This window comes from Pseudomonas sp. MIS38 (genome assembly GCF_019891575.1).
In the GTDB taxonomy this organism is placed as follows: Bacteria; Pseudomonadota; Gammaproteobacteria; order Pseudomonadales; family Pseudomonadaceae; genus Aquipseudomonas; species Aquipseudomonas putida_A.
This window is the reverse complement of the sequence record NZ_JAFLXF010000024.1, coordinates 48642-72816: the sequence shown is the minus strand read 5'-3', so window position 1 is coordinate 72816 and position 24175 is coordinate 48642. Positions and strand designations below refer to the sequence as shown.

The 24175-nt window shown below is 59.8% G+C and carries 17 protein-coding genes; 6 read left to right on the top strand and 11 right to left on the bottom strand.

The window, feature by feature from the left end; translation table 11 throughout:
- Positions 1 to 46: 46 nt before the first annotated feature.
- The 10 genes from J1G18_RS23315 to J1G18_RS23270 form a co-directional block, all read right to left on the bottom strand.
- On the bottom strand, positions 47 to 3700 hold the full coding sequence (locus J1G18_RS23315; protein ID WP_223008665.1) for a beta strand repeat-containing protein: 3654 nt from the start codon (positions 3698 to 3700) through the stop codon (positions 47 to 49).
- Positions 3701 to 3914: 214 nt separating this feature from the next.
- Complete coding sequence (locus J1G18_RS23310) at positions 3915 to 7508, bottom strand: glycosyltransferase (RefSeq protein WP_098967809.1); 3594 nt, start codon at positions 7506 to 7508, stop codon at positions 3915 to 3917.
- A 109-nt stretch (positions 7509 to 7617) separates the two neighbouring features.
- A complete protein-coding gene (locus J1G18_RS23305; RefSeq protein ID WP_223008663.1) occupies positions 7618 to 9189 on the bottom strand; it encodes a flagellar hook-associated protein 3 in 1572 nt (523 codons plus the stop codon).
- A gap of 13 nt (positions 9190 to 9202) precedes the next feature.
- The gene (flgK, locus tag J1G18_RS23300; RefSeq protein WP_135295206.1) at positions 9203 to 11248 is read right to left on the bottom strand and encodes a flagellar hook-associated protein FlgK; all 2046 of its coding nucleotides are present in this window, start codon (positions 11246 to 11248) and stop codon (positions 9203 to 9205) included.
- Positions 11249 to 11269: 21 nt separating this feature from the next.
- Positions 11270 to 12556: a flagellar assembly peptidoglycan hydrolase FlgJ gene (gene flgJ / locus J1G18_RS23295; RefSeq protein WP_098967804.1), complete on the bottom strand. Its 1287-nt coding sequence runs from the start codon at positions 12554 to 12556 to the stop codon at positions 11270 to 11272.
- Between the two features lie 11 nt (positions 12557 to 12567).
- Positions 12568 to 13656: a flagellar basal body P-ring protein FlgI gene (locus J1G18_RS23290; protein ID WP_161794916.1), complete on the bottom strand. Its 1089-nt coding sequence runs from the start codon at positions 13654 to 13656 to the stop codon at positions 12568 to 12570.
- A gap of 27 nt (positions 13657 to 13683) precedes the next feature.
- Entirely contained in the window at positions 13684 to 14379 is a 696-nt protein-coding gene (flgH, locus tag J1G18_RS23285) for a flagellar basal body L-ring protein FlgH (protein WP_027613958.1), read from the bottom strand.
- Positions 14380 to 14430: 51 nt separating this feature from the next.
- A complete protein-coding gene (gene flgG / locus J1G18_RS23280; protein WP_003222804.1) occupies positions 14431 to 15216 on the bottom strand; it encodes a flagellar basal-body rod protein FlgG in 786 nt (261 codons plus the stop codon).
- A 45-nt stretch (positions 15217 to 15261) separates the two neighbouring features.
- A complete protein-coding gene (locus tag J1G18_RS23275; protein ID WP_007965507.1) occupies positions 15262 to 16002 on the bottom strand; it encodes a flagellar basal body rod protein FlgF in 741 nt (246 codons plus the stop codon).
- A 374-nt stretch (positions 16003 to 16376) separates the two neighbouring features.
- Positions 16377 to 17939: a sigma-54-dependent transcriptional regulator gene (locus J1G18_RS23270; RefSeq protein WP_096796287.1), complete on the bottom strand. Its 1563-nt coding sequence runs from the start codon at positions 17937 to 17939 to the stop codon at positions 16377 to 16379.
- Between the two features lie 395 nt (positions 17940 to 18334).
- Here J1G18_RS23270 and phhA point away from each other — a divergent pair, with 395 nt between their 5' ends.
- The 6 genes from phhA to J1G18_RS23245 all read left to right on the top strand — a co-directional run bounded on the left by phhA (position 18335) and on the right by J1G18_RS23245 (position 22808).
- Positions 18335 to 19126 (top strand): phenylalanine 4-monooxygenase, encoded by a 792-nt coding sequence (phhA, locus tag J1G18_RS23265; RefSeq protein ID WP_007965510.1) that lies wholly within the window; start codon positions 18335 to 18337, stop codon positions 19124 to 19126.
- Between the two features lie 118 nt (positions 19127 to 19244).
- Positions 19245 to 19601 carry a 4a-hydroxytetrahydrobiopterin dehydratase gene (locus tag J1G18_RS23260; RefSeq protein ID WP_003222798.1) on the top strand — a complete coding sequence of 119 codons (357 nt, stop codon included), beginning with the start codon at positions 19245 to 19247 and terminating at the stop codon, positions 19599 to 19601.
- Positions 19601 to 20794: an amino acid aminotransferase gene (locus J1G18_RS23255; RefSeq protein WP_223008660.1), complete on the top strand. Its 1194-nt coding sequence runs from the start codon at positions 19601 to 19603 to the stop codon at positions 20792 to 20794. Before J1G18_RS23260 ends, J1G18_RS23255 begins: the two co-directional genes overlap by 1 nt.
- Before the next feature lie 326 nt (positions 20795 to 21120).
- Positions 21121 to 21252 carry a hypothetical protein gene (locus J1G18_RS28120; RefSeq protein WP_262415657.1) on the top strand — a complete coding sequence of 44 codons (132 nt, stop codon included), beginning with the start codon at positions 21121 to 21123 and terminating at the stop codon, positions 21250 to 21252.
- A 70-nt stretch (positions 21253 to 21322) separates the two neighbouring features.
- Positions 21323 to 21505 carry a hypothetical protein gene (locus tag J1G18_RS23250; protein WP_025113527.1) on the top strand — a complete coding sequence of 61 codons (183 nt, stop codon included), beginning with the start codon at positions 21323 to 21325 and terminating at the stop codon, positions 21503 to 21505.
- Between the two features lie 103 nt (positions 21506 to 21608).
- Positions 21609 to 22808 (top strand): MFS transporter, encoded by a 1200-nt coding sequence (locus tag J1G18_RS23245; protein ID WP_223008658.1) that lies wholly within the window; start codon positions 21609 to 21611, stop codon positions 22806 to 22808.
- 62 nt (positions 22809 to 22870) lie between these two features.
- Here the strand turns inward: J1G18_RS23245 and J1G18_RS23240 are convergent, their stop codons facing one another.
- Complete coding sequence (locus tag J1G18_RS23240) at positions 22871 to 24169, bottom strand: hypothetical protein (protein ID WP_223008656.1); 1299 nt, start codon at positions 24167 to 24169, stop codon at positions 22871 to 22873.
- Positions 24170 to 24175: the final 6 nt, after the last annotated feature.

Here is a 24175-nt window from a genome sequence, read left to right as displayed (position 1 = left end):
CGCACACCTGCGGCCGCATTGCGATTGCAGGTGTGCGATTCAGTGGTCAGCCAAACATCGCGAATGCATCACTGTTGGCCGGCAGATTGATGGTCTGATTATCGGCCGTCACGATCTGCTCGATAGTGTCGGAACCGGCAAACCAATCCTTCAGGCGCACGCCCTCATCCGGCGTCTGTCCGGCTGAAACGCTGTAACGGTGCAGGTAGAGGTCGTCACCGACACGGTCGACTTGCAGTTCCGAAGCGCGAATGTACGACAGCACAATCTTGTCGCCACGGCTGGTACCGTCGTCCTGAATGTTGACCAATGCCGAAGTGTCGATGGTGTAGATATCGTCACCTTCACCACCGAAGGCCGAACCGACGGACTGCAATACCAGATTATCCTTGCCCACGCCGCCAAACAGCGAGAAGCCCAGGCCGGTACCGATCAGCTTGTCATTGCCTTCACCACCATCAGCGATGCCATGAGTTACGGTGATGGTGTCATCGCCCGCTTCGCCATACGCACGGCTGCCAGTGTCGTTGGATGCGGTGAGAATCGTGTCGTTGTCATTGCCGCCATAGAGCGCATCAGCCTCAGCCCCTGCATTGGGTGCCGAACTGGCTAACGGCCCGGCCAGGGAAACCAGGCCTCCATAAATGAAGTCGGCCCCGTCGCCGCCATAAATCACGTCGTTGCCTGTGCTGCCCTCAAGAAAATCGACTGCCGAACTTCCGGTCAGCGTATCGTCGAATTGGCTGCCGATCACTCGCTCGATATTGAGCAGCACATCACCTTGAGCATCGGCGCCTTCGTTGACGTTGGTCTGCAGATTGATGTTCACAGCGGCCTTGCTGTTGATGTACCAGGCAGTGTCATGCCCTTCACGCCCATCGATCAGGTCCGCACCGGAGCCACCAATGAAGTTGTCACCGAATGCGGTTCCGGACAGGGTGTCGTTGAAGCTGCTGCCCTGGAAAAACTCGATTCCGGTGTAGGTATCGCCGGCCGCGTCACCCGCATTGACCTTAGTTTTCAAATCAATGGTCACGGCGCTGTCGGATTGTTCATAGCTGACCATGTCCGCACCCACTAACCCGTCAAAAGCCATGGCCGCGCCGTCGGCGATGAAAATGTCACCGGCTATCGTGCCGGTCAAAGCTTCGATACTGGTGTAGGTATCCCCTGCTGCAATCCCTGTGTGAACCCCGGTTTTCAGGTTGATGGTGACGCCAATAGTCGTGTCGCCGTAGCCGACAGTGTCAAAACCGGCACCACCGATGAACCGGTCGGCACCCGCGCCGCCATACAGGATGTCGTTGCCATTGCCCCCTGTAATGATGTTGTCGATGGCGTTGCCCCAACCGGTGAATGACCCGGTGCCGGTATAGGTCAGACGCTCGACGTTGGCGCCCAGGTAGATCTGGCCGAAGTTGCTGCGTACTTCATCGTTACCGCCACCCGCCTGTTCGATGACCGTGCCGCCACTGCCGTTGAGAACGTAGACATCATCCCCCGCTCCCCCCTCGAACGTCGCAGTGGCCGAATCGAGATTGAAGGTGTCGTTGAACGCCGTGCCGATCACCTTTTCAATGCCGCTCAGGGTGTCACCCTGAGCGTCGCCGCCAATGCCCGCGAGACCGACAGCATTAGCTCGGATATCGACATTGATCGCCTCGACAGACGTCGAGTAATCCACCACGTCAGCCGTTCCCGCACCGCCGTCAAATGCAAACACCCGACTGTCGGCGATGAAGGTATCGTTGAAGCCCGAGCCGAGGATTCGCTCAATGCCGGTGTAGGTATCGCCCGCTGCGATGCCGCTGTTGACACCGGTTTTCAAATTGATGCTGACGCCAACAGTACTGTCGCCGTAGCTGGCGGTATCTATGCCGGCGCCACCAATAAATTGATCGGCACCTGCGCCGCCATACAACAGGTCATTGCCGGCACCACCGGTAATAATGTTGTCGCTGGCATTGCCCCAGCCGATGAATGAAGCGTTGCCGGTATAGGTCAGACGCTCGACGTTGGCGCCCAGGTAGATCTGGCCGAAGTTGCTGCGTACTTCATCGTTACCGCCACCCGCCTGTTCGATGACCGTGCCGCCACTGCCGTTGAGAACGTAGACATCATCCCCCGCTCCCCCCTCGAACGTCGCAGTGGCCGAATCGAGATTGAAGGTGTCGTTGAACGCCGTGCCGATCACCTTTTCAATGCCGCTCAGGGTGTCACCCTGAGCGTCGCCGCCAATGCCCGCGAGACCGACAGCATTAGCTCGGATATCGACATTGATCGCCTCGACAGACGTCGAGTAATCCACCACGTCAGCCGTTCCCGCACCGCCGTCAAATGCAAACACCCGACTGTCGGCGATGAAGGTATCGTTGAAGCCCGAGCCGAGGATTCGCTCAATGCCGGTGTAGGTATCGCCCGCCGCGATGCCACTGTTGACCCCGGTCTTGAAATTCAAGGTGACACCGACAGTGCTGTCGGCATAGCCAGCCGTGTCGATACCCCCACCACCGATGAACTGGTCGGCACCCGCGCCGCCATACAGGGTGTCATTGCCAATGCCCCCCGTAATGACGTTGTCGCTGGCGTTGCCCCAACCGGTGAATGCCGCGTTACCGGTATAGGTCAGGCGCTCGACGTTGGCGCTCAGGTAAATCTGGGCGAAGTTGCTGCGTACTTCATCGTTACCGCCACCCGTCTGTTCGATGACCGTGCCGCCACTGCCGTTGAGAACGTAGACATCATCCCCCGCTCCCCCCTCGAACGTCGCAGTGGCCGAATCGAGATTGAAGGTGTCGTTGAACGCCGTGCCGATCACCTTTTCAATGCCGCTCAGGGTGTCACCCTGAGCGTCGCCGCCAATGCCCGCGAGACCGACAGCATTAGCTCGGATATCGACATTGATCGCCTCGACAGACGTCGAGTAATCCACCACGTCAGCCGTTCCCGCACCGCCGTCAAAGGCAAATACCCGGCTATCGGCGACGAATGTATCGTTGCCGTTCGAGCCGAGGATTCGTTCAATGCCGGTGTAGGTATCCCCCGCCGCGATCCCGGAATTGACGCCGGTTTTCAGGTTGATGCTGACACCGACAGTGCTATCGGTATAGCCGACCGTGTCGATACCGGCACCACCGATAAACTGATCAGCACCCGCGCCGCCATACAGGAAGTCGTTGCCAACGCCTCCTGTAATGACGTTGTCGCTGGCATTGCCCCAACCGGTGAATGAACCGGTTCCGGTATAGGTCAGACGCTCGACGTTGGCGCTCAGGTAAATCTGGGCGAAGTTGCTGCGTACTTCATCGTTACCGCCACTCGACTGTTCGATAACCGTGCCGCCACTGCCGTTGAGAACGTAGACATCATCCCCCGCTCCGCCCTCGAACGTCGCGGTGGCCGTATCGAGATTGAAGGTGTCGTTGAACGCCGTGCCGATCACCTTTTCAATGCCGCTCAGGGTGTCACCCTGAGCGTCGCCGCCGATGCCCGCAAGACCGACAGCATTAGAGCGGATGTCGACGTTGATCCCATCAGCCGATGTGGAATAGTCCACCGTATCAGTCCCGGTACCGCCATCGATCTTGTCTGCTCCGGCACTTCCCCTGATCAGATCATTGCCGGCCAGGCCATTGATTTCATCATCCCCACTGGTACCGGTCAGCGTATCCGCGCCGTTTGTTCCGTTTATAACTGCCATTACTTCTTCCTTGCCTTGTTATGAACCGGCCCCTGCTTGCGTGGCGATCATCCCCCGCCAAGCACATTGATAAATCGAGAATACGTTGATATCGACAGGGAAAAACCAAAGCTTTAATCCGCGCGCAAATCCGTCGGCATTTAACGCAGACACGCATTTCACGGACAAAAAAAAGCGACCTTCAGGTCGCCTTTTTCCGGTAGCCGAACGCAGATCAATCCGCCAGCCAGCCATACTCCCAATACCGCAGGTTATCGCCACGCAACACGTAGTCACGCAGCACCACCTCACGCAATTCATCACCCATGCGGTAACTGGCATCCGGATCGGCCAGGTGCATGCGGATCGCTTGTAGCCACTCGTCCGTGCTGTTGGTCTTGATCCGGGTACATGGCAGATAACCACGGTAGGCCTCGGTGTCGGTGCAGATCACCGGATAGCCGCAGGCACCGTACTCCAGCAGCCGCAAGTTGCTTTTGCAGTCATTGAAGACGTGGAATTCCAGCGGCGCGAGGGCCAGGTCCAGGTTCAGGCTGGCCAGCTTCGCCGGGTAGACCTCCAGATCGATCACGCCATGGAACTCATGCATGTACGGCAGCAGATCGTCCGGGCACATGCCGAAGAAAACCCAGTCGACTTCGTTGGCCAATTCGCGCACCACATCGGCGATCACCGCCAGATCACCGTGGTGACTGGTCCCGCCGCCCCAACCGACCCGTGGTTTCTTCGAGGTGCGGCGTTGACTGCGCAAGTGGCTCCACAAGTCCTTGGACAGCATGTTCGGTACGACACGAATGTCGTGGTGCATGTCGGACAGCACGTTAGCCAGGGGCTGGGTCGATACGACCACACGATCACACAGACCGATGGCTCGTCGCACCATACGCTCCATGTCCTGCTTGCTCGGCATGTTGCGGATGTGCGCATTGCGATGGGGAACGTCGATGACGTAGTCATCGAGCTCGAAGATGCGCCGCGCATTGAAGTATTTTTTCAGAGGCGGGATTTCATCGATGGCGTGTTCCGAATAGCGCCCTTGCAGCACGATCACATCAGGCGACTGGCGCTCGATATCAATGATCGACGGCAAACCGTAGCAAATGCGCCCCTCGACTCTGTTAGCCGCCTGCAACTCGATCATCGGCTGACTCATGCGGTAATGGCCGATGGCCGAGGCGTTGATCGGCACCACCAGCACATTCGGCAACTGCGCTTTGGAAAAGGCACTCCAACCGGTTCGCAGGCCAGGCTCAAGACTGAAGTTGGTGGCACCGACACCCTGCAGAGTCAGGTTAATGTTGTAGGCCGGATCGCGGGCGATGGTTGGCAACCAGCGCTGGTAGAAGGTTTCCCTTTCCTCGGCGAACAGCGCTTCGTCTTCAGTCGTCGCCGCGGCGCTCGGGCGTGCGCCCACTGCGAGCATGGCGTGGGGATTCAATACCACCAGGTAGCCTTCGCGGCCGACCCGCAAACACAGATCCACGACGTTCAACGTCTGCTTCAGATCCTGTTCGTCGAGCCCACCGGCAACCTCGAAGACCGACTTGCGAATCATCAGGCAATCGCCGCCAACCGCGCTCAGGTCATGCACCGCTTGCAGGCGGAACATGTACCCGTCCGACTGCACGGGCTGGCCATAGAACGGCAGACCGACCGGGCCGTTCAAACCGAGAATCAGCCCCGCGTGCAGCACACCACCGTCCGGGTTGAACAGCTTCGCACCGACTACGCCGACTTCCGGGCGTTGCGCATGATTGAGCAGTTCGTCGAGCCAGTCGGCCTGAGTGATCACCGCAAAAGCATTGAGCAGCAACACATACTCGCCACGCGCATGGCTGACCGCAAAGTTGTGCGCGGCCGCCGCATTACCCTTTTGCGGATAGCTCAGCACACGAATTCGCTCGCTGCCCAGTTGCGCCATGCCGTCCAGCCACACCCGCGCCTCGGCGCTTTCGCTGCCGTTGTCGACCAACAGTAATTCGTACTCGGTGTAAGCGGTCTTTTCCAGCAGCGTTTCAACACAGCGCTGCAGTGCAGCCGTCTGGTCTTGAGTGACAATCACCACCGACACCAGCGGTCGTCGCGCATGCTGATAATCCACGCGGTTGAGCAGTTCGCTGCCGCCACGGCGGATGTCATGGGCAATCCCCAGGCGTTGCAGATGCGCTTCGAGAATCCGCGGGCTTTGCGCCACGACACCGGGCTCGGTCAGCCACTGGGAGAGATCGAATTTGGACTCGAGCAACACTTCGGCGATGTGTCCCACGACGTGCAAGCCGTCGTTCTCGACCATCCGCCACAGCGCATCATGCGGTGCCAGTTCGGCAAACGTCGGCGCAAAGCCGCCGAGCGCCAGAAATCGCTCGCGCTTGAATGCCAGGGCGCGCCCGACATAGGGATAACTGCGCATCAGGTCGAGGTTGAAATCCGGTTTGAACGCAGGCTCTGCCGACTCGCCGCTGCGCAGGCTGCCTTCGTCGCTGTACAGACATGTCAGGGTTGGGGTGTGCGCGATCCGGTCGGCCATGACCAGCAACGCCGGCGCCACCAGGCGATCGCCTGGCTGCAACAGATAGAACCAGTCGGCCCCTTCGAGCTGCGGCAGCAACGTATTAATCTGCTCCAGCCCGTCATCCTGCAACGGCATGTGGAACACGCGCCCATCAAGGCGCGCCTCGGCACACGAAACGGACAGGACCAGGATCAGCTCTGGCGGATAATCCTGCGCGGCGAGCGCCTCCAATGTGCGCTCCAGGCCATCGCGACTGCCCTGCCCGTCAATGATGATCGGCACGATGCGCGGCTGGCAGGGCCAACTGGCAAGCGTTTCCGGCAACCAGTGGCGTTGCTGCTCGGTGAGCACCCGACATGCCAGCCACTGCGCGTACAGTTCGCCGAAGCTGAAGCTGTTGACGCCGACTCCCCACTCCTGACGGCTCTGCTTGGTACCCAGGGTTCGACTCAGGGGCAACTCTTGCCAGACCCGGGGCAACTCATCAGCGCGGGACAACGGAACATAACGCACCCATCCCGGCGCAGGCGCCGATTCACCGCTGCGCGCCTTGAGCATTTGCGAAATCCACTCGCGCTCGACTTGCGCAGCATCCTTCATCGGTTGCTGTGCACTCAGACGCTCCGGGTAGAGGCGTTCGGCACTGAGTACGCTGTTGGACACCGCCAGATTGCCGCGCCGCAGCAGGCAGACATACAGGGCAAAATCCAGCGTTGCGACGAAGCAGGCGCCGTCCTCGGTCAATGCCGGCAACAGCTCGACGACGTCGGCACGACGCATCAGCGCATTGCTGAAGCCACCGAGCACGTTGACCGGGAATTTTTCAAAGATGCCCAGTACGTCGTCGCCCTTGAGCAAGCCACTGACTGGCGACAACGGCGTGTTTTCGATGCGCGCCGGCAGAATGATGTCGTTTGCGTCCCAGAGCAGCCGTTGCGCCACCACCAGGCTGACTTCTGCACGCTGCATTTCATGGGCCTGCTGCTCGATGCACGCGGAATAGAGCAGATCGTCATCGCACAGAAACTTGATGTACTCGCCCTGCGCCTGCTCGAGACAAGCCTTGAGGTTGTCGACCAGCCCCAACGTTCGTGGATTGCGCACGTAACGCACGGCGACGCCGGACTGCTCAACTACCGCCGCAACGATGGCTTCAATCTCGCTGCCGCGGCTGTCGTCGCAAACGATGATTTCGAGTTGGCCATAAGTCTGGCTCACCGCACTGTTCAAGGTCCGCTCGAAGAAGCGCGGATTGAAGGCGGGAATGACCAGACTGACGAGAGGAAGTGGATTCACGGCGGGCTCACAGGCGGTACGAGCCCGCTCGGTAAAGCGAGCCCATGAAACCGCAAAAAAACATTAACTGAAGGACGAGACAAACGGGCGCCTGCGCGCCCGTCCAATGTCAGATCTTGTTGAACAGACCCAACTGACTGATCTTGCTGAACGCCAGTTGCGAGGCTTGCAGCATGGTCTGCTGCAACGTCAGGCGGGTCATCACCTCGGCCGGATCCGAATCACGGATCGAACCCTGGGTCGTGGTGTTGGCCTGGATCAGGCTCTGGTTGGTGGTGTCCTGGTCATCCAGCGACTGACCGCGCGCACCGATCGAGGTCACCGCAGCGCCAATCTGGTTGGACGCGCTGTCGATGTTGCCCAGCGCCGCCTCCATGGCCCCCTGGAATTTCTGTTTGACCACCGGATCACCGTCGACCGGCAGGTTCAGCGCCGTGACCATCTGGCCCAGGGTGTCGAGCACGTTCTGGGTCTGGTGGTTGTTGGACTGGATCGAGAATTGATCGCCCGCGCCCGGCGTACCGCCAATGGCGAAGGTCACACCGGCGGCCGTGGCGTTGCTGCCGACCATGGTGCCCGACGACACCGGTTTGCTGTCAGCGGTCACAGGGGCCGCGTACAGGTCGAAATCGGTGGCGCTGGTGAACTTCAGCACCGCGCCGCCGCCCGACGGGAAGGCCGCGCTGTACGCCGCCTGGTTGGTCACGCTGGAGCCGGTGATGACCGCCGTCGACGGGTTGCCCGGGCTGCGCGCGGTAGTGAACGAATCAGGCGTGGCCGACAGCTGGAAGCTGTGACCGGCGATGACCGCATCCGGGTTGGTGTCGCCGGCCTTGAGGTTGATGTTCAACTTCATGTCGACGCCACGGAAGCTGACGGTCTGGTTGGCACCATTGCTGTTGCTGATCAGGCCGTTCTGGCTGGCCTCGGACGTCACGTCGTTGCCCAGGGCATCGGTGATTTTCAACTGCGTGCTGCTGATGAAATCCACGGTGTATGGCTGGCCCGCCGTGAACTTGGCGTTGTAGGTCGCTGCGGTGCCGACCGTACCGTTGGACAGCACCACACGACCGTCATCCAGCGCCGGAGCGGTCATGGTGGTCTGGGTGCGGCTGGTGTTGATGGTCTGCTGGAAGGCGTCCCAACCGGTGGTATTGGTCGCGACCGACATACCGTCGCCAATGCCCAGGTTGATCTGGGTCTGGTCACCGTTATAGGTGTAGGTGCCGTCGACGTTTTGCGAGTACGGCGCGGTATCGGTCTTGGAACCGGAGAACAGGTAGTTGCCGTTGGCATCCTTGGAGTTCATCAGGCCCAGCACTTGTTGCTGGATCTGGCTCAGTTCCGCCGCGTACGCCTTGCGGTTGTCGTCGGTGGCGATACCGTTGTTGGCGGCCAGGCCGATTTCCTTGGCGCGCTGCAGAGCCGTGGTGATGGAGTTCAACGTCGACTCCTGCACGGTCAGCGAGCTCTTGGTGGTGTCGATGTTGCCCTGATACTGGTCGAGCATCGCACTTTGCTGACCCAGCTTGAGCAGGCGACCGGCGCCGATCGGATCGTCGGCAGCGGTGTTGATGCGCTGCAGGCTGCTCGCTTCGTTGGCGGTCGCGACCGTCTTGCTGTAGTTGCGCTGATATTGAGCAGCTTGCGTCGCGTAATACTGGGCGGTGGAAATGCGCATGAATTACGACTCCTTAAAGACTGTTGATCAGCGTGGCGAAGGTTTCCTGCGCAGCTTTGATGATCTGCGAAGACGCTGTGTAGTACTGCTGATACTTGACCAGGTTGCCGGTCTCTTCATCGAGGTTGACCTGGGACAGCGAATCACGCGCGCCCTTGGCCTGATCGAGGATCACCGAGGTGGCTTCATTGTCGGACTTGCTCTGCGCAGCCTTGGTACCGACGTTGGTCACCAGTTTGTTGTAGGCGTCGGTCAGGCTGATGCCCTTGCTGCCGCTGCCGGTGTCCACGGTCTGCTTGGTCTGCAGGCCAACCAGTGTCTGTGCGTTGCGGTTATCCGAAGACGCCGCGCCGGTCAGGTTGATGGTGAAGGTTTCGCCGGACTTCGGCGTCGCGCCCACGGTGGTCTGTACGGTGAAGGTCTTCTGCACGTTCGGCGTGACCGTGGTGTCCATCACCGGAGCACCGGTGGAGTCGACCATGCCGACCTTGAGGTTCAAGGTGTTGGCCTGCCCCGGCACGATGGTGCCCGAACCGATGGTGTTGCCCTTGGCGTCAACCATGTTGTACGACTGGCTGCCGCTGGCGACCGCACCAAACACCAATTTGACCGGCGTCGAATATTTGAGCGCATTCTGCAACTCGGTCTGCGACGCCGGGTTGTAGATGTTGAACGAATCGGTCAGCGTCGGCTGGGTGTAGGTACCGGAGTTGTTGGCACTGGCCACGCCGGTCAGCGGTGCTGCCGCAGCGATTTTCTTCGGATCGGTCAGTACCGTCTGAATAGTGCTTGCCGCGTTACGGGTCGGTGTCACCTTGAAGGTGTCGCCAGCGCTCAGGGCGCCGCCGTTGAGGGCCAGGGTGAAGCCGTCGATCACCGGCGGTGGCGTGGTCGTGGTGCTGAACGAGCCCATGTCGGTGCCATCGGAGCGCTTGACCGAATAGTTGGTGGCGCTGGTGAAGGTCACCTGGTAATCGCTGGTGGTCAGCTTGCCGGTGTCCTTGATGGTGACATCGAGGTTGCCCGAGCCGGCGCTATTGGTCGACTGCGCAATGCTGCGCTGGCTGACCAGCGCGGCACTGTTGATGTTGTTGAAGATCGCGGCGCCGAAGTCACCGTTCTTGTCGATGCCCTGGGCTTGCTGGCTGTTGACCTGATCGGCCACCACCAGCGCGACACGCCCCAACTCATTGAGCGAAGGGTCGAGCACTTCTTTGCGATAGGTCAGCAGGCCACCGATTTCGCCACCGCTCATGGCCGACGTGATGTCGATCACGCTTGAGCCGCGGTCCAGCTGAATCGCCATGCGCGTCGGATCGTCCTTGCTCGGCACGGTGCTCAGGGTGTTGGTGGTGTTGCCGATCACCAGCGGCTGGCCGGTGCCGATGTACACGTCAAAACTGGTGCCACGCTCGACGACCTGTGCACCGGTCAGCTCGGAGAGCTGACGCACCGCTTCGTTACGGCTGTCGAGCAGATCGTTCGGCTGGCCGCCGCTGGTGGAAATCTCGCCGATCTTCTGGTTCAGGTTGGCAATCGAAGTCGCCAGCTTGTTGACCTGGGACGTCATGTCGCCCAGGTTGCCATTGATCGTGGTGTTCTGATCGTTCAGCTGCTTGGCCAGCGCATTGAAACGGCTGGTCAGGGCCTGCGCACCGGTCAGCACCGACTGACGGGAGGTGTCATCAGTGGCAGAAGTCGCCACGCCCTGCATCGAGGTAAAGAACTTTTGCAGCACACCGGTCAGGCCGGTGTTGGTATCGGACATCGAGGCATCCAGCGCAGTGGCCTGGGCACCGTACGCAGCCGCTTCGCTATTGAGCGAGGTGGCGGTATGCAGCTGGTTTTCGAGGTAAGAGTTGTAGACCCGGCGCACATCGGCCAGGGTCGTCCCCGTACCGATGAAGACGTTGCCGAACTGCTGCGAGGACTTGGTGCTCTGCACGGTTTGCTGGCGTGAATAACCGGCGGTGTCGACGTTGGCAATGTTGTTACCTGTGGTCGCGAGAGAGGAAGAACTCGCGGACAACCCCGACATCCCGATATTGAGCAAACTCATGATTCAAACCTTACCGTGTGTTTATAGAGGCGTCGTTGAAACGCCGGCCGCAGCGTAGTTTTCGAAACTGTTCATCTGCTTGGCTATCTGCGAAATCTTCGTCGCGTAGTTCGGGTCGGTCGCGTAACCGGCCTTTTGCAACTCGCGTACAAACTGTTCTGGGTTATCGGCCGACTTCACCACATCTTGATAGCGATTATTGGTCTGCAGCAAAGTCACCAGATCGTGGAAACTGTCCTTGTACGAGGCATAGGAACGGAACTGCGCCGTCTCCTTGACCATCTGCCCGTTGCGGAACTCGCTGGTGATTGCCCGGGCCGAATCGCCGGTCCAGTTGCTGCTGGCCTTGATGCCGAACAGGTTGTGACTGCTGCTGCCATCCTGGGCACGCATGACCGATTTGCCCCAGCCGGTTTCCAGTGCGGCTTGCGCCACCAGATAACGCGGATCGACGCCAATACGCGCGGCGGCTTCTTTGGCCATTGGCAACATGGTGTTGACGAATTCGTCGGCGGAGCTGAAGGCGCGCTTGGCCGGCGCCAGCGGAATCTGCGCCATCGCCCGACCGTAAATCTGCATCTGCCCGCCGGACGCCTTGGCGTCTTCGGCACGGCTCAGCCAGTCGCCGTTGTACAGCGGGCCGGCGCCGGTGGCGGCCGTGGTCACGGCACGTTGTGGCAAGGCATTGGTGGCGGTCGGCGTGGCGGACGGCACCAGACCGGCGAGCAAACGATCGGCCAGTTTCGGCGGCAATGCCAGACGACGCTTGTTGATCATTGCCATGTCATTGCTGTGCGAGGCTTCGGTAGTAGCCACACGCCCGGAACGCGAGGCCCACAACGGACGCTCGCCATTGAGCCGTGATAACGGCCCATTGGTGGCGGTGGTGCCGGCGGCAATCGGGGTCTGCACCGCAGCGGCTTTCGCCGCCTCTTGCTTGGCGGCGGACGCGGCTGCAGCCTCACCCGGTGCCAGCGGTTTATTCCTCGACATCTGCTTCATCAGCACGTCGGCCAGCCCGATCCCACCGCCCTCGCGGGACAGCGACACCGCCAGTTGCTGGTCGTACATTTCCTGATATTGCTTGGCCGCCGGGGTGTTCATCGGGTTGTCTTTACCCAATGCCTCAGTGGCCGAACGCATCGACTTGAGCATTTCGCCAAGGAACAGCGATTCGAATTCCTGCGCCACTTTGCGCATGTTCGCATCGCTGTTTTTGTCGCCGACCTTGAGCTGGTTCAGACGATTGAGGTCGGAGTACGAACCCGAATCGCCCGTGCCCACCAGACTGCCTTTGCGCATATCCATGGTCGCCGTCCTCAGATCACGATCAGGTCGGCTTGCAACGCGCCGGCCTGCTTCAGTGCTTCGAGAATGGCCATCAGGTCACCCGGTGCCGCGCCAACCTGGTTCACCGCCCGCACGATCTCGTCGAGGGTGGTGCCCGGGCCGAACTTGAACATCGGCTTGGCTTCCTGCTGAGCATTGACCCGCGAACGTGGCACGACGGCCGTCTGCCCATTGGACAGCGGGCCCGGCTGACTGACGATCGGGTCTTCGGTGATGGTCACGGTCAGGCTGCCATGAGTCACGGCGGCCGGCGAAACTTTCACGTTCTGGCCGATGACGATGGTGCCGGTGCGCGAGTTGATGATGACTTTCGCCACCGCCTGACCCGGATCGACTTCAAGGTTTTCGAGGATCGACAGGTAGTCGACGCGCTGGCTCGGATCGAGCGGCGCCGTCACACGAATCGAACCGCCGTCGATGGCTTGCGCCACGCCAGGGCCGAGCATGTCGTTGATCTTGTCGACGATACGCTTGGCCGTGGTGAAGTCGGAACGGTTGAGGTTCAGCGTCAGGCTGTTGCCCTGGTTGAAACCGCTCGGTACCGAACGCTCCACCGAAGCACCACCCGGAATACGACCGGCCGACGGAACGTTGACGGTGATCTTCGAACCGTCGCGACCTTCGGCATCGAAACCACCGACCACCAGGTTGCCCTGAGCGATGGCGTAGACGTTGCCGTCGATACCCTTGAGCGGGGTCAGCAACAGAGTGCCGCCGCGCAGGCTCTTGGAGTTACCGATCGAAGAAACGGTAATGTCGACCTGCTGACCCGGTTTGGCGAACGCCGGCAGATCGGCACTGACCGACACCGCTGCGACGTTTTTCAACTGCACGTTGCCGGATCCCGGCGGCACCTTGATGCCGAACTGCGACAGCATGTTGTTGAAGGTCTGTAGAGTGAACGGGGTCTGCGTCGTCTGGTCACCGGTGCCGTTAAGCCCGACCACCAGGCCGTAACCGATCAACTGGTTGGAACGCACGCCGGAAATGCTGGCGATATCTTTCAGCCGCTCGGCGTGGGCACCAAAGGCTGCGGACAACAGGGCCGCAGCCAGCATGAGGCTCTTGAAATTCAAAGTCGCCACCTAGAAAGGGAACAGCGGGCTGAGGAAGAAACGGTCGAACCAGCCTGGCTGACTCGCATCGGCAAACGAACCGGTGCCCGAGTAGGTGATGCGCGCATCGGCGACACGGGTCGACGACACGGTGTTGTCAGTCGCGATGTCATCGGCACGCACCAGACCGGCGATGCGCACCAGCTCGTCGCCGGTGTTGAGGGTCATCCACTTCTCGCCGCGCACGGCGATGATGCCATTTGGAAGCACATCGGCCACGGTCACGGTGATCGAGCCGGTCAGGGTGTTGCCCTGCGCCGCCTTGCTGTCGCCCTTGGTCGCGCGGTCGCCGCTGTAGCCGACGTCGAGGCTCAGGTCATTGCCACCCAACGGGTTGTTGGTGGTGCCACTGCCGCCGAACAGCGAAGTCAGGCCGATGCCGGTCTTGCTGTTCTTGGCCACTTGCGAGTTGGCGTTTTTGCTGGCCTGAGTCTTCTCGTTCAGGGTGATGGTGATGATGTCACCGACCCGGAATGCCTTGCGGTCGCTGTACAGGTTCTGCTCGAAGCCGGCCTGATAGATCGAGCCGTTGTTGGCCGCAGACGGCAATGGCGTGCGTGGCAACACCGGAGCGTAATAAGGGTCATTGGGCTTGGGCGTCGGTGCGACGCAGCCCGCGAGCGAGACGACCCCACCCAATGCCAGAACAGATACGAAGCGTTTCATGACCCTACCTCACGGTGTTGCTGGCGACCTCAGGCCGCCCCATAGACTTGATTACAGATTCTGCGTTACGAACGAGAGCATCTGGTCGGCGGTGGAGATCACCTTGGAGTTCATCTCGTAAGCGCGCTGAGTGGTGATCATGTTGACCATCTCCTCAACGGTGCTGACGTTGGAACCTTCCAGGGTGTTCTGCAGCGTGGTACCGAAACCGTTCAGGCCCGGGGTGCCGATTTGCGGCGCGCCGGAAGCAGCGGTTTCCAGGAACAGGTTGTTGCCCACTGCTTGCAGACCGGCCGGATTGATGAAGTCGGCGGTTTGCAGGTTGCCGATCACCTGAGCGGCCGGGTTGCCTGGCACTGTGATCGACACGGTGCCGTCGGTGCCGACGGTGAAGCTCTGCGCGTTGTTCGGGATGACGATGGCCGGCTCCAGGGCGAAACCGCTGGCGTTGACGATCTGGCCGTTGGAGTCGAGGTGGAAAGTACCGTCACGGGTATAGGACGTGGTGCCGTCCGGCTGCAGGATCTGGAAGAAACCGCGACCGTCGATGGCCATGTCCAGCGGCTGCTCGGTGGTTTGCAGGCTGCCGGCGGTGAAGTTTTTCTGGGTGCCGACGATGCGCACACCGGTACCCAGTTGCAGACCCGACGGCAGTTCGCTGTCCTGGGTCGACTGGGCGCCTGGCTGACGCTTGATCTGATACAGCAGGTCCTGGAACTCGGCACGGTCACGTTTGAAACCCGTGGTCGAGACGTTCGCCAGGTTGTTGGAAATGGTGGTCAGGTTGGTGTCCTGGGCGGACAGACCGGTTTTGGCAACCCATAGAGCCGGAAGCATTCGATTCTCCTCGTGCGCCTGTTTTACGGCGCGACGTTCTGATAATTAGCTGATCTGCAAGACCCGAGCCATGGCCTGGTCGTCGTCTTTGGCGGTGTTCATCATCTTGACGTGCAACTCGAACTGCTTGGCCAGGGCCAGCACCGAGGTCATTTCTTCCACGGCGTTGACGTTGCTCGACTCAAGGAAACCCGACACCAGTTTGACGTTGGCATCGGCCGGCGCCGGCTGGCCGTCCTTGGTGTAGATCGAGCCGTCGAGGCCTTTGTTGAGGTTCTTGATGTCCGGGTTGACCAGTTTGATCCGGTCGACTTCCGCCATGACGCGCGGGCCTTCGCCCATCGCACGAATACTGATGGTGCCGTCTTCACCGACTTCGACCTGCTGCTCCGGCGGCACGGCGATCGGACCGCCATTGCCGAGTACCGGCATGCCGTTGCCGGCGCGCAATACGCCGAGGGCGTCGATGTTCAGGCTGCCGGTGCGCACGTAGCTTTCGCCACCGTTAGGGTTCTGCACGGCAATAAAACCGTTGCCGGTCACGGCGACGTCGAGGTCACGCCCGGTCTGCACCAGCGAACCGGCGGTGAAGTCGGTGGCGGGCCGTTCGCTCATGGCAAACGCACGCGCCGGAAAGCTGTCACCGAACACCGGCATCGAACGCGCCTGCTCCAGATCGCGCTGAAAACCATTGGTGGAGATGTTCGCCAGGTTGTTGGCATGGGCCTTTTGCGCCAGTGCGTTCTGACTGGCGCCGGTCATTGCCACATAAAGGTACTTGTCCACACTCTTTCCTCTGCATGCCGGACGTTTGCCGCCCACCGCTGTACTGCTGAGCCATAAGCAATTTGCAGACCAACTTTTTTCTGGCGGCTTGCGGCCCGGTAAACAAAGGACTTGCGGGGTTTTGCGGGGAAATTGGAAATGTATCGAAGTCGAAAAACCGGCGGTGTTATGCCGCTGGGCGGCAATCCCGATTGTTGCAGATGGAAAAAGAACCTGTGGTGAGGGGATTTATCCCCGATGGGCTGCGCAGCAGCCCCCCAATCCATACATGGTGGTGTAACAGATGAACCGCATTCGCTGGTTTGGGGCGGCTTCGCCACCCTTCGGGGATGAATCCCCTCACTACAAAAGCTCTTTTCACCACAGTGTTGCTGTTAACTCTCGGGGTCTTTACCAACTTCGTATTGGCGGAGCTTATTAGCGATGGTGGTATGCGAAACCCCCAACCGCTTGCCCAATTGCCGACTGCTCGGATGCTCGGAATACAGTCTCTCCAGCACCGCTTTTTCAAAACGTCCGACGATCTCGTCCAGCCCGCCCTCCAGCGAGAAATCGCCAAGCGGCTGACGCACGCCGTAGTCCGGCAGGCGGATGTGTTCGACCTTGACCGTGCCGCCCTCGCACAGTGAAACCGCCTGGAACAGTACGTTCTCCAGCTGCCGCACGTTGCCCGGCCAGTGGTAATGACTGAGGCGATCCATTGCTGCCGGCGCCAGTTTCGGCAGCGAACAACCGATCTGGCGGCTGGCCTGATCGAGGAAGTGCTCGACCAGCGGGGTCAAACCGTCGAGGCATTCGCGCAGTGGCGGGATGTGCAGCGACAACACGTTCAAGCGGTGATACAGATCCTGACGAAACTCGCCGCGCGCGCACAGCTCGGACAAGTCGACCTGAGTGGCACAGATCACCCGCACATCCAGATACACCTCTTCATCACTGCCGACCCGGCGGAAACAGCCGTCCTGCAGAAAGCGCAGCAACTTCACTTGCAAGCGCGGGCTCATTTCACCGACGCCATCGAGGAACAGCGTACCGCCCGCCGTCAGTTCCAGCAGGCCGAGCTTGCCTTCGGCGCGCGCGCCCTCAAAGGCACCGGGGCCGTAGCCGAACAGTTCGGTCTCGGCCATCGACTCCGGCAGCCCTGCGCAATTAAGCGCCATCAGCGGCGACTGCCCGCGCGGACTGGCGAGGTGACAGGCACGGGCCAGCAACTCTTTACCGGTGCCGGTTTCGCCTTCGATCAATAGCGGCGCATCCAGCGGCGCCATGCGCCGCGCTTCACGCACGACAGCGGCCATCACTTTCGAGCTCTGGAAGATACTGTCGAAGCCACGCAATTCCTGTTTGCGCACGTTATAGATGCGCTCACCGACGCGGTCGGCGCGGTGCAAGGTCAGTACCGCACCGGCCATGGCTTCGCTATCGTCGTGCTCCGATTGCAGCGGCGCGATGTCGGCGAGAAAGATGTCGCCCTTGACCTTGACGCGCATGCCGTTGATTCGCGACTTGTTGGCGCGCACCAGTTCCGGCAAATCGAAATCCTCGGCATAGCGCGACAGCGGAATCCCCGGCACTTCATCCACGCGCACTCCGAGCAACTGCGCCGCCGCGCGGTTGGCCGCAACGATCGAGCCGCCCATGTCGATCGACAGCACCGGGAATTCCAGCGCGCCAAGCAACGCGTTCAACTCCATGTGCCGACGCTCGCTGGGCATCAGCCCGACGCGTTTGACGCCGAACACCCCGGCAATCGCCTCAAACTTCGGTCGCAGCGCCTGGAACTGAATGTTGATGAGGTTCGGGCAGTGCAGGTAGATCGCATTGCCATGCTCACCGCCGACCTCGCCGCGTGCAACGTTGATCCCGTACTCCACCAGCAGGTTGAGGATGTCGCGCAGGATGCCGATGCGGTTTTGGCAGTGGACTTTGATACGCATATAAAGAGGCCCGACGAGGGTGAGGGGTTAAACACAATCCCTGTGGGAGCGGGCTTGCTCGCGAAGGCGGTGTGTCAGTCGCCATTCATTCAGCTGACACACCGCTTTCGCGAGCAAGCCCGCTCCCACAAGAGATTTGCGCTGCGGTTTTGCCTGACTTTTCTGTCGAGGCGCGCAGATAGTTGTCAAGATTATGTGACAGCCACGACCCTTTTCAAACCTGCAAATCACCGCAAATGCGAGATACCGGCCAAAGCGTAACGATTTATTTACGAAATGCAGCGAATTTTCCTACGTAGAGACCGCTCAACCTGCTGCATCCAACCCCGCACTCGGGTAATCCTGAGCTCATCGCTGGACATAACAAGAACGAATTCCCCTAGCAGGAGAGCAGTATGAAGCAGACGCAATACGTGGCCCGCGAGCCCGATGCGCAAGGTTTTATCGACTACCCCGCCGAAGAGCATGCGGTGTGGAACACGCTGATCACTCGCCAGCTGAAAGTGATCGAGGGTCGGGCGTGCCAGGAGTACCTGGACGGTATCGAAAAACTCGGTCTGCCCCACGACCGCATTCCGCAGCTGGGCGAGATCAACAAGGTGCTCGGTGAGACCACCGGTTGGCAGGTTGCCCGCGTCCCGGCACTGATCCCCTTCCAGACCTTCTTCGAATTGCTCGCCAGCAAACAGTTTCCGGTGGCCACGTTCATTCGTACCCGCGAAGAATTGGACTACCTGCAAGAGCCGGACATTTTTCACGAGATCTTCGGTCACTGCCCGCTGCTGACCAACCCGTGGTTCGCCGAATTCACCCACACCTACGGCAAACTCGGCCTGCAGGCCACGAAGGAAGAGCGCGTGTATCTGGCGCGCCTGTACTGGATGACCATCGAGTTCGGCCTGGTCGACACCCCGCAAGGCAAACGCATCTACGGCGGCGGCATCCTGTCCTCGCCGAAGGAAACCGTTTACTCGCTGTCGGACGAGCCCGAGCATCAGGCCTTCGATCCGCTGGAAGCCATGCGCACACCGTATCGCATCGACATTCTGCAGCCGCTGTACTTTGTCCTGCCGAACCTCAAGCGCCTGTTCGACGTCGCCCATGAAGACATCATGGCCATGGTTCGCCAAGGCATGCAGCTGGGGTTGCACGCACCGAAGTTTCCGCCAAAACCGAAAGCCGCGTGATCCGCGACTTTTGCTGAGAATTGAGTCTGTCAGTCGCCGTCACTTTGGTTTAGCGTGACGGCATTGACGGGCCGATAGCTTCTATAAAAAAAACACACTCGATTTCAGGAATCACACCATGTCCACTTTGAACCAAGCCCACTGCGAAGCCTGCCGTGCCGATGCGCCACAAGTCAGCGACGAAGAACTGCCGATCCTGATCAAGCAGATCCCGGACTGGAACATCGAAGTACGCGACAGCATCATGCAGTTGGAGAAAGTTTTCCTGTTCAAGAACTTCAAGCATGCGCTGGCGTTCACCAACGCCGTCGGCGAGATCTCCGAGGCCGAAGGTCACCACCCGGGTCTGCTGACCGAGTGGGGCAAAGTCACCGTGACCTGGTGGAGCCACTCGATCAAAGGCCTGCACCGCAACGACTTCATCATGGCCGCGCGCACTGACGAAGTGGCCAAGACCGCAGAAGGACGCAAGTAATGCACTTCGACGCCATCGGCCGGGTACCCGGCGACCCGATCCTCGGTTTGATGGAGGCCTATGCGCAGGACACTAACCCGCGCAAATTCGACCTCGGCGTTGGCGTCTACAAGGATGCCCAGGGCCTGACGCCGATCCCCGAAGCGGTGAAAATCGCCGAGGCGCGACTGGTCGAAAGCCAGGACACCAAGACCTACATCGGTGGTCACGGCAATCCGCTGTTCGGCAAAGTCATCAATGAACTGGTGCTTGGCGCCGACTCGAAGCTGATCGCCGAACAGCGCGCCGGCGCCACCCAGACTCCTGGCGGCACCGGTGCCCTGCGTCTGGCGGCCGACTTCATCGCCCAGTGCCTGCCGGGCAAAGGCGTGTGGCTGAGCAACCCGACCTGGCCGATCCACGAAACTATCTTTGCTGCGGCCGGGGTCAAGGTCAGTCACTACCCCTACGTGGGCAGCGACAACCGCCTCGACGTCGATGCGATGCTCGCCGTGCTTAACGAAGTGCCGCACGGCGACGTGGTGCTACTGCATGCCTGCTGCCACAACCCGACCGGTTTCGACCTGAACCATGACGACTGGCAGCGTGTGCTCGACGTCGTGCGCCGCCGTGACCTGCTGCCGCTGATCGACTTTGCCTACCAGGGCTTTGGCGACGGACTGGAACAGGACGCGTGGTCGACCCGACTGTTCGCCGCCGAGGTGCCAGAGCTGCTGATCACCAGCTCCTGCTCGAAGAACTTCGGCCTGTACCGCGACCGTACCGGCGCGCTGATTGTCTGCGCGAAAACCGCCGACAAGCTGATCGACATCCGCAGCCAACTGGCCAACATCGCCCGCAACCTGTGGTCGACGCCACCGGATCACGGCGCGGCCGTGGTGGCGACCATCCTCGCCGACCCGGAGCTGAAAGCGCGCTGGGCCGATGAAGTAGAAGCCATGCGTTTGCGCATCGCCCAATTGCGCAGCGGTCTGGTCGAAGCACTGGAACCACACGGTCTGCGCGAGCGCTTTGCGCACATTGGCGTGCAACGCGGAATGTTCTCCTACACCGGGCTGTCGCCGGAGCAGGTCAAGCAACTGCGTGAGCAGCACAGCGTGTACATGGTCAGCTCGGGTCGGGCCAACGTCGCCGGGATCGACGCCACGCGCCTGGCACTGCTGGCCGAGGCCATCGCCAACGCCTGCAAATAACCCCGCGCCCCCCCTTGTAGGAGTGAGCCCTGTGGTGAGGGGATTTATCCCCGATGGGCAGCGAAGCGGCCCCAGCACTGCAATCGCGAAATGTCTGACATGGCGCGTGCAATTGTTTTACGACTGCTTCGCAGCCGATCGGGGATAAATCCCCTCGCCACAGGTTCATTCACACCCACACTTGGAATACGCCCTCCCCTGCGGCCATCTGTCGCATTATTTTCAATTAAAAGTCTGATTGTCATTTTTCCTGCTGTATCCTGCGCAGGCTTTCAAGAAGCGCGGATCTACCAGATCTATCAACAGACTTAGCGAGGAGCGCAACCATGCACGAGATTCCTAATCTCCCCTTCCCAAGCCTGCACGTACCTGAGCAGACGACCACGCAACAAGCCGGTGCCCAACAGCCCGAGCCGAAAGAAGCCGTTGAGAGCCGCCAGGCCGACAACGAAGAGTAAAACCCCGCCGTACAGACCGTGTGGAAAGCGCTAAGATGCGCTTTCCACACTGCCTGAAACCGAGCCCGCCATGACCGACGAATTTTCTGAAAGCCAAGCCGCCGTCCTGATCGGCGCCACCGAGAAAATGATCGAGATCTGGAACCGCCTCTCCCCGGAAAAACAGGCCGCCCTGCTCGCCCGTTTCGGCAGCGAAGAAAATGCCCTCGCCGCCCTCGTCACGACACAACTGGTCGCCCCGGCCAAGTCATGAATCTGCCCTGCGGCAAATAGTTTTACTTTTCCCCGCCCCTGACGCGTCCGCGCCGGTATCATAAGCAGCCTATCTAATCCTGCTTTGCCGTGGATCGTTTCTCATGTCGTCCTCTATGCCACAACCCCAGCGCCCCCTGGCGGTCACGCTGCAAGTCGTGTCCATCGTCCTCTTCACCTTCATCGGCTACCTGAACATCGGCATTCCGCTCGCCGTGCTGCCGGGTTACGTCCACAGCGATCTGGGCTTTGGCGCGGTGATCGCGGGGCTGGTGATCAGCGTGCAATACCTCGCCACCCTGCTCAGCCGCCCGTACGCCGGCAAGATCATCGACAACCAGGGCAGCAAGCGCGCGGTGATGATCGGTCTGGCCGGATGCGGCTTGAGTGGTGTGTTTATGCTGATTTCGGCGTGGACACCCAACTTGCCGATGTTCAGCCTGATCAGCCTGTTGATCGGCCGTCTGGTGCTGGGCAGCGCGGAAAGTCTGGTGGGCTCCGGTTCGATCGGCTGGGGCATCGGCCGCGTTGGCGCGGCGAACACCGCCAAAGTCATCTCTTGGAACGGCATCGCCAGTTACGGCGCGCTCGCGGTCGGCGCGCCGTTCGGGGTCTGGCTGGTCGGCCAGCTGGGATTGTGGAGCATGGGCGTCAGCATCATTCTGCTGGCAGCGCTGGGCCTGCTGCTGGCCTGGCCGAAAACCGCGGCGCCGATTGTCGCCGGTGAGCGCCTGCCATTCATGCATGTGCTCGGTCGCGTGTTCCCCCACGGCTGCGGCCTGGCGCTGGGCTCGATTGGTTTCGGCACCATCGCCACCTTCATCACCCTGTATTACGCCACCCGGCACTGGGACAACGCGGTGCTGTGCCTGAGCCTGTTCGGCGCCAGCTTCATCGGCGCGCGACTGCTGTTCGGCAACCTGATCAACCGCCTCGGCGGCTTCCGCATAGCGATCGCCTGCCTCTCGGTGGAAACCCTCGGCCTGTTGCTGCTGTGGCTGGCGCCGGATGCACATTGGGCGCTGGCCGGGGCGGCGTTGAGCGGCTTCGGCTTCTCGCTGGTGTTCCCGGCGCTGGGCGTGGAAGCGGTGAATCTGGTGCCAGCCTCCAGCCGTGGTGCGGCGGTCGGCGCGTACTCGCTGTTCATCGACTTGTCGCTGGGGATCACCGGACCGTTGGCCGGGGCAATTGCGGCCGGTTTCGGTTTTGCTTCGATCTTTCTGTTTGCCGCCATTGCCTCACTGAGCGGCCTGATCCTGAGTGTGTATTTGTACCGCATTAAACCAAAACACCACTTTCATTGATCGTCCAATATTGGCCATTCATTGGTTCCGAATGGCCAATGCACAACCGCGGTTTTTATAAGCTAACCATGCAAACGGAAAATGGCGAAGCTACCGTTTTCTCTATTTTTACTGGATACAAACACAATTTTTCGATCTTCCTGAACAGCGAGATCGTGAATAATCTGGTCTTTTGGAAATACAACCTTTCCAGCAACACCAAACCCCTCGTCCCAACCCATGTCTTGTTCAAGACTGGCAATAAATGCCTGACTATCCGACCCAACACGCAAATAAGCATAACCTGCTACCACAACGGTTGATTTCAAATTATAGAGTGCTGCTTTCGTCATATAGATATCGCTGAAATCATCAGTGATAAATCCTCCCCACCCTTGTTTGCCAAAAAGTGGATCCTCCTCGCCTTTGAGCCCGCGACGTTGAAGCTGGAGAAACAGATACTGCCGAGCTCCATTATCCGAAGTACCTATAATATAAAACTGAGAACGATCGTCGCGTTTCAGAATGAAGTTTTTAACCGAAGGTGCTCCATCATAATATCCTCCGACCCCAAAACTGGCGTCAAGATCACCACGGGCATCATACCGGCCAACAAACCAACGTTTATCACGCAGGCCCTCTGAAGCGGCGACAATATAACCATCGCCTTGGCGAAACATATCCTGTCCTATGACTAAAACAGACGGACCTCGAAAAACCAATCGGTACCCACCATTACCGAACGCTCCGTCCAAACTACCGTTATTTTTTAACTTGACCAGGATCGCACTATCGAAAAGTCCTCTTTCATCAAGCGTGGTCAGAAGCAAAACGCCGCCATCGTCCAATAATTCCATAGTTCCGTGGTAGTCGCGCCCCTTATCCGCCAGAGGTTGCTTCACCTTTGGAACATCTGAACTTGCAGGAACAACCTCTTTCACATCTAGACTCCACAACATGACTCCTTTGCTACCAAACCCTTCATCAAGTCCCCCATTCAAATCGAATCGAGCCAGACCGGTAGCACGATTAAAGCCGTCTTTACGAGCGAAGAACCCCAACACATACTTGCCATGAACACTATCAAACTTCACGCTATAGGGCTGCGGCAAATCCCACCCAGGAAAAAACTCCGAGAGTTTGAAAAAAACACTACCCGCTTTTCCGAAACTCTCGTCGATACCTCCTTCCTCATCAAGCATGCACAGGTAAATCTCTTGCCGCTCCTCGTCAGTTGCGGCGCAAAGAATCCTGTTCGGTTCTGAGAGAAGGGTGACGACCCGAGATTGAAGTCTCTGATGTTCTTTTCCATATAAAACGACCTCACCGCGTACACCAAAATCAGTATCAGGAGTACCACGCACAACATTTAAGTTACTCATTTGCTT

Excerpts from the sequence above, each read along its gene's own strand:
- J1G18_RS23245 (WP_223008658.1), top strand. The coding sequence starts at position 21,609 with ATGTCGTCCTCTATGCCACAACCCCAGCGCCCCCTGGCGGTCACGCTG.
- J1G18_RS23305 (WP_223008663.1), bottom strand. The coding sequence starts at position 9,189 with ATGCGCATTTCCACCGCCCAGTATTACGCGACGCAAGCTGCTCAATAT.
- J1G18_RS23260 (WP_003222798.1), top strand. The coding sequence starts at position 19,245 with ATGTCCACTTTGAACCAAGCCCACTGCGAAGCCTGCCGTGCCGATGCG.
- J1G18_RS23290 (WP_161794916.1), bottom strand. The coding sequence starts at position 13,656 with ATGCTGGCTGCGGCCCTGTTGTCCGCAGCCTTTGGTGCCCACGCCGAG.
- flgK (WP_135295206.1), bottom strand. The coding sequence starts at position 11,248 with ATGAGTTTGCTCAATATCGGGATGTCGGGGTTGTCCGCGAGTTCTTCC.
- flgH (WP_027613958.1), bottom strand. The coding sequence starts at position 14,379 with ATGAAACGCTTCGTATCTGTTCTGGCATTGGGTGGGGTCGTCTCGCTC.
- phhA (WP_007965510.1), top strand. The coding sequence starts at position 18,335 with ATGAAGCAGACGCAATACGTGGCCCGCGAGCCCGATGCGCAAGGTTTT.
- J1G18_RS28120 (WP_262415657.1), top strand. The coding sequence starts at position 21,121 with ATGCACGAGATTCCTAATCTCCCCTTCCCAAGCCTGCACGTACCTGAG.
- J1G18_RS23250 (WP_025113527.1), top strand. The coding sequence starts at position 21,323 with ATGACCGACGAATTTTCTGAAAGCCAAGCCGCCGTCCTGATCGGCGCC.
- J1G18_RS23240 (WP_223008656.1), bottom strand. The coding sequence starts at position 24,169 with ATGAGTAACTTAAATGTTGTGCGTGGTACTCCTGATACTGATTTTGGT.
- J1G18_RS23270 (WP_096796287.1), bottom strand. The coding sequence starts at position 17,939 with ATGCGTATCAAAGTCCACTGCCAAAACCGCATCGGCATCCTGCGCGAC.
- flgJ (WP_098967804.1), bottom strand. The coding sequence starts at position 12,556 with ATGGATATGCGCAAAGGCAGTCTGGTGGGCACGGGCGATTCGGGTTCG.
- J1G18_RS23315 (WP_223008665.1), bottom strand. The coding sequence starts at position 3,700 with ATGGCAGTTATAAACGGAACAAACGGCGCGGATACGCTGACCGGTACC.
- flgG (WP_003222804.1), bottom strand. The coding sequence starts at position 15,216 with ATGCTTCCGGCTCTATGGGTTGCCAAAACCGGTCTGTCCGCCCAGGAC.
- J1G18_RS23255 (WP_223008660.1), top strand. The coding sequence starts at position 19,601 with ATGCACTTCGACGCCATCGGCCGGGTACCCGGCGACCCGATCCTCGGT.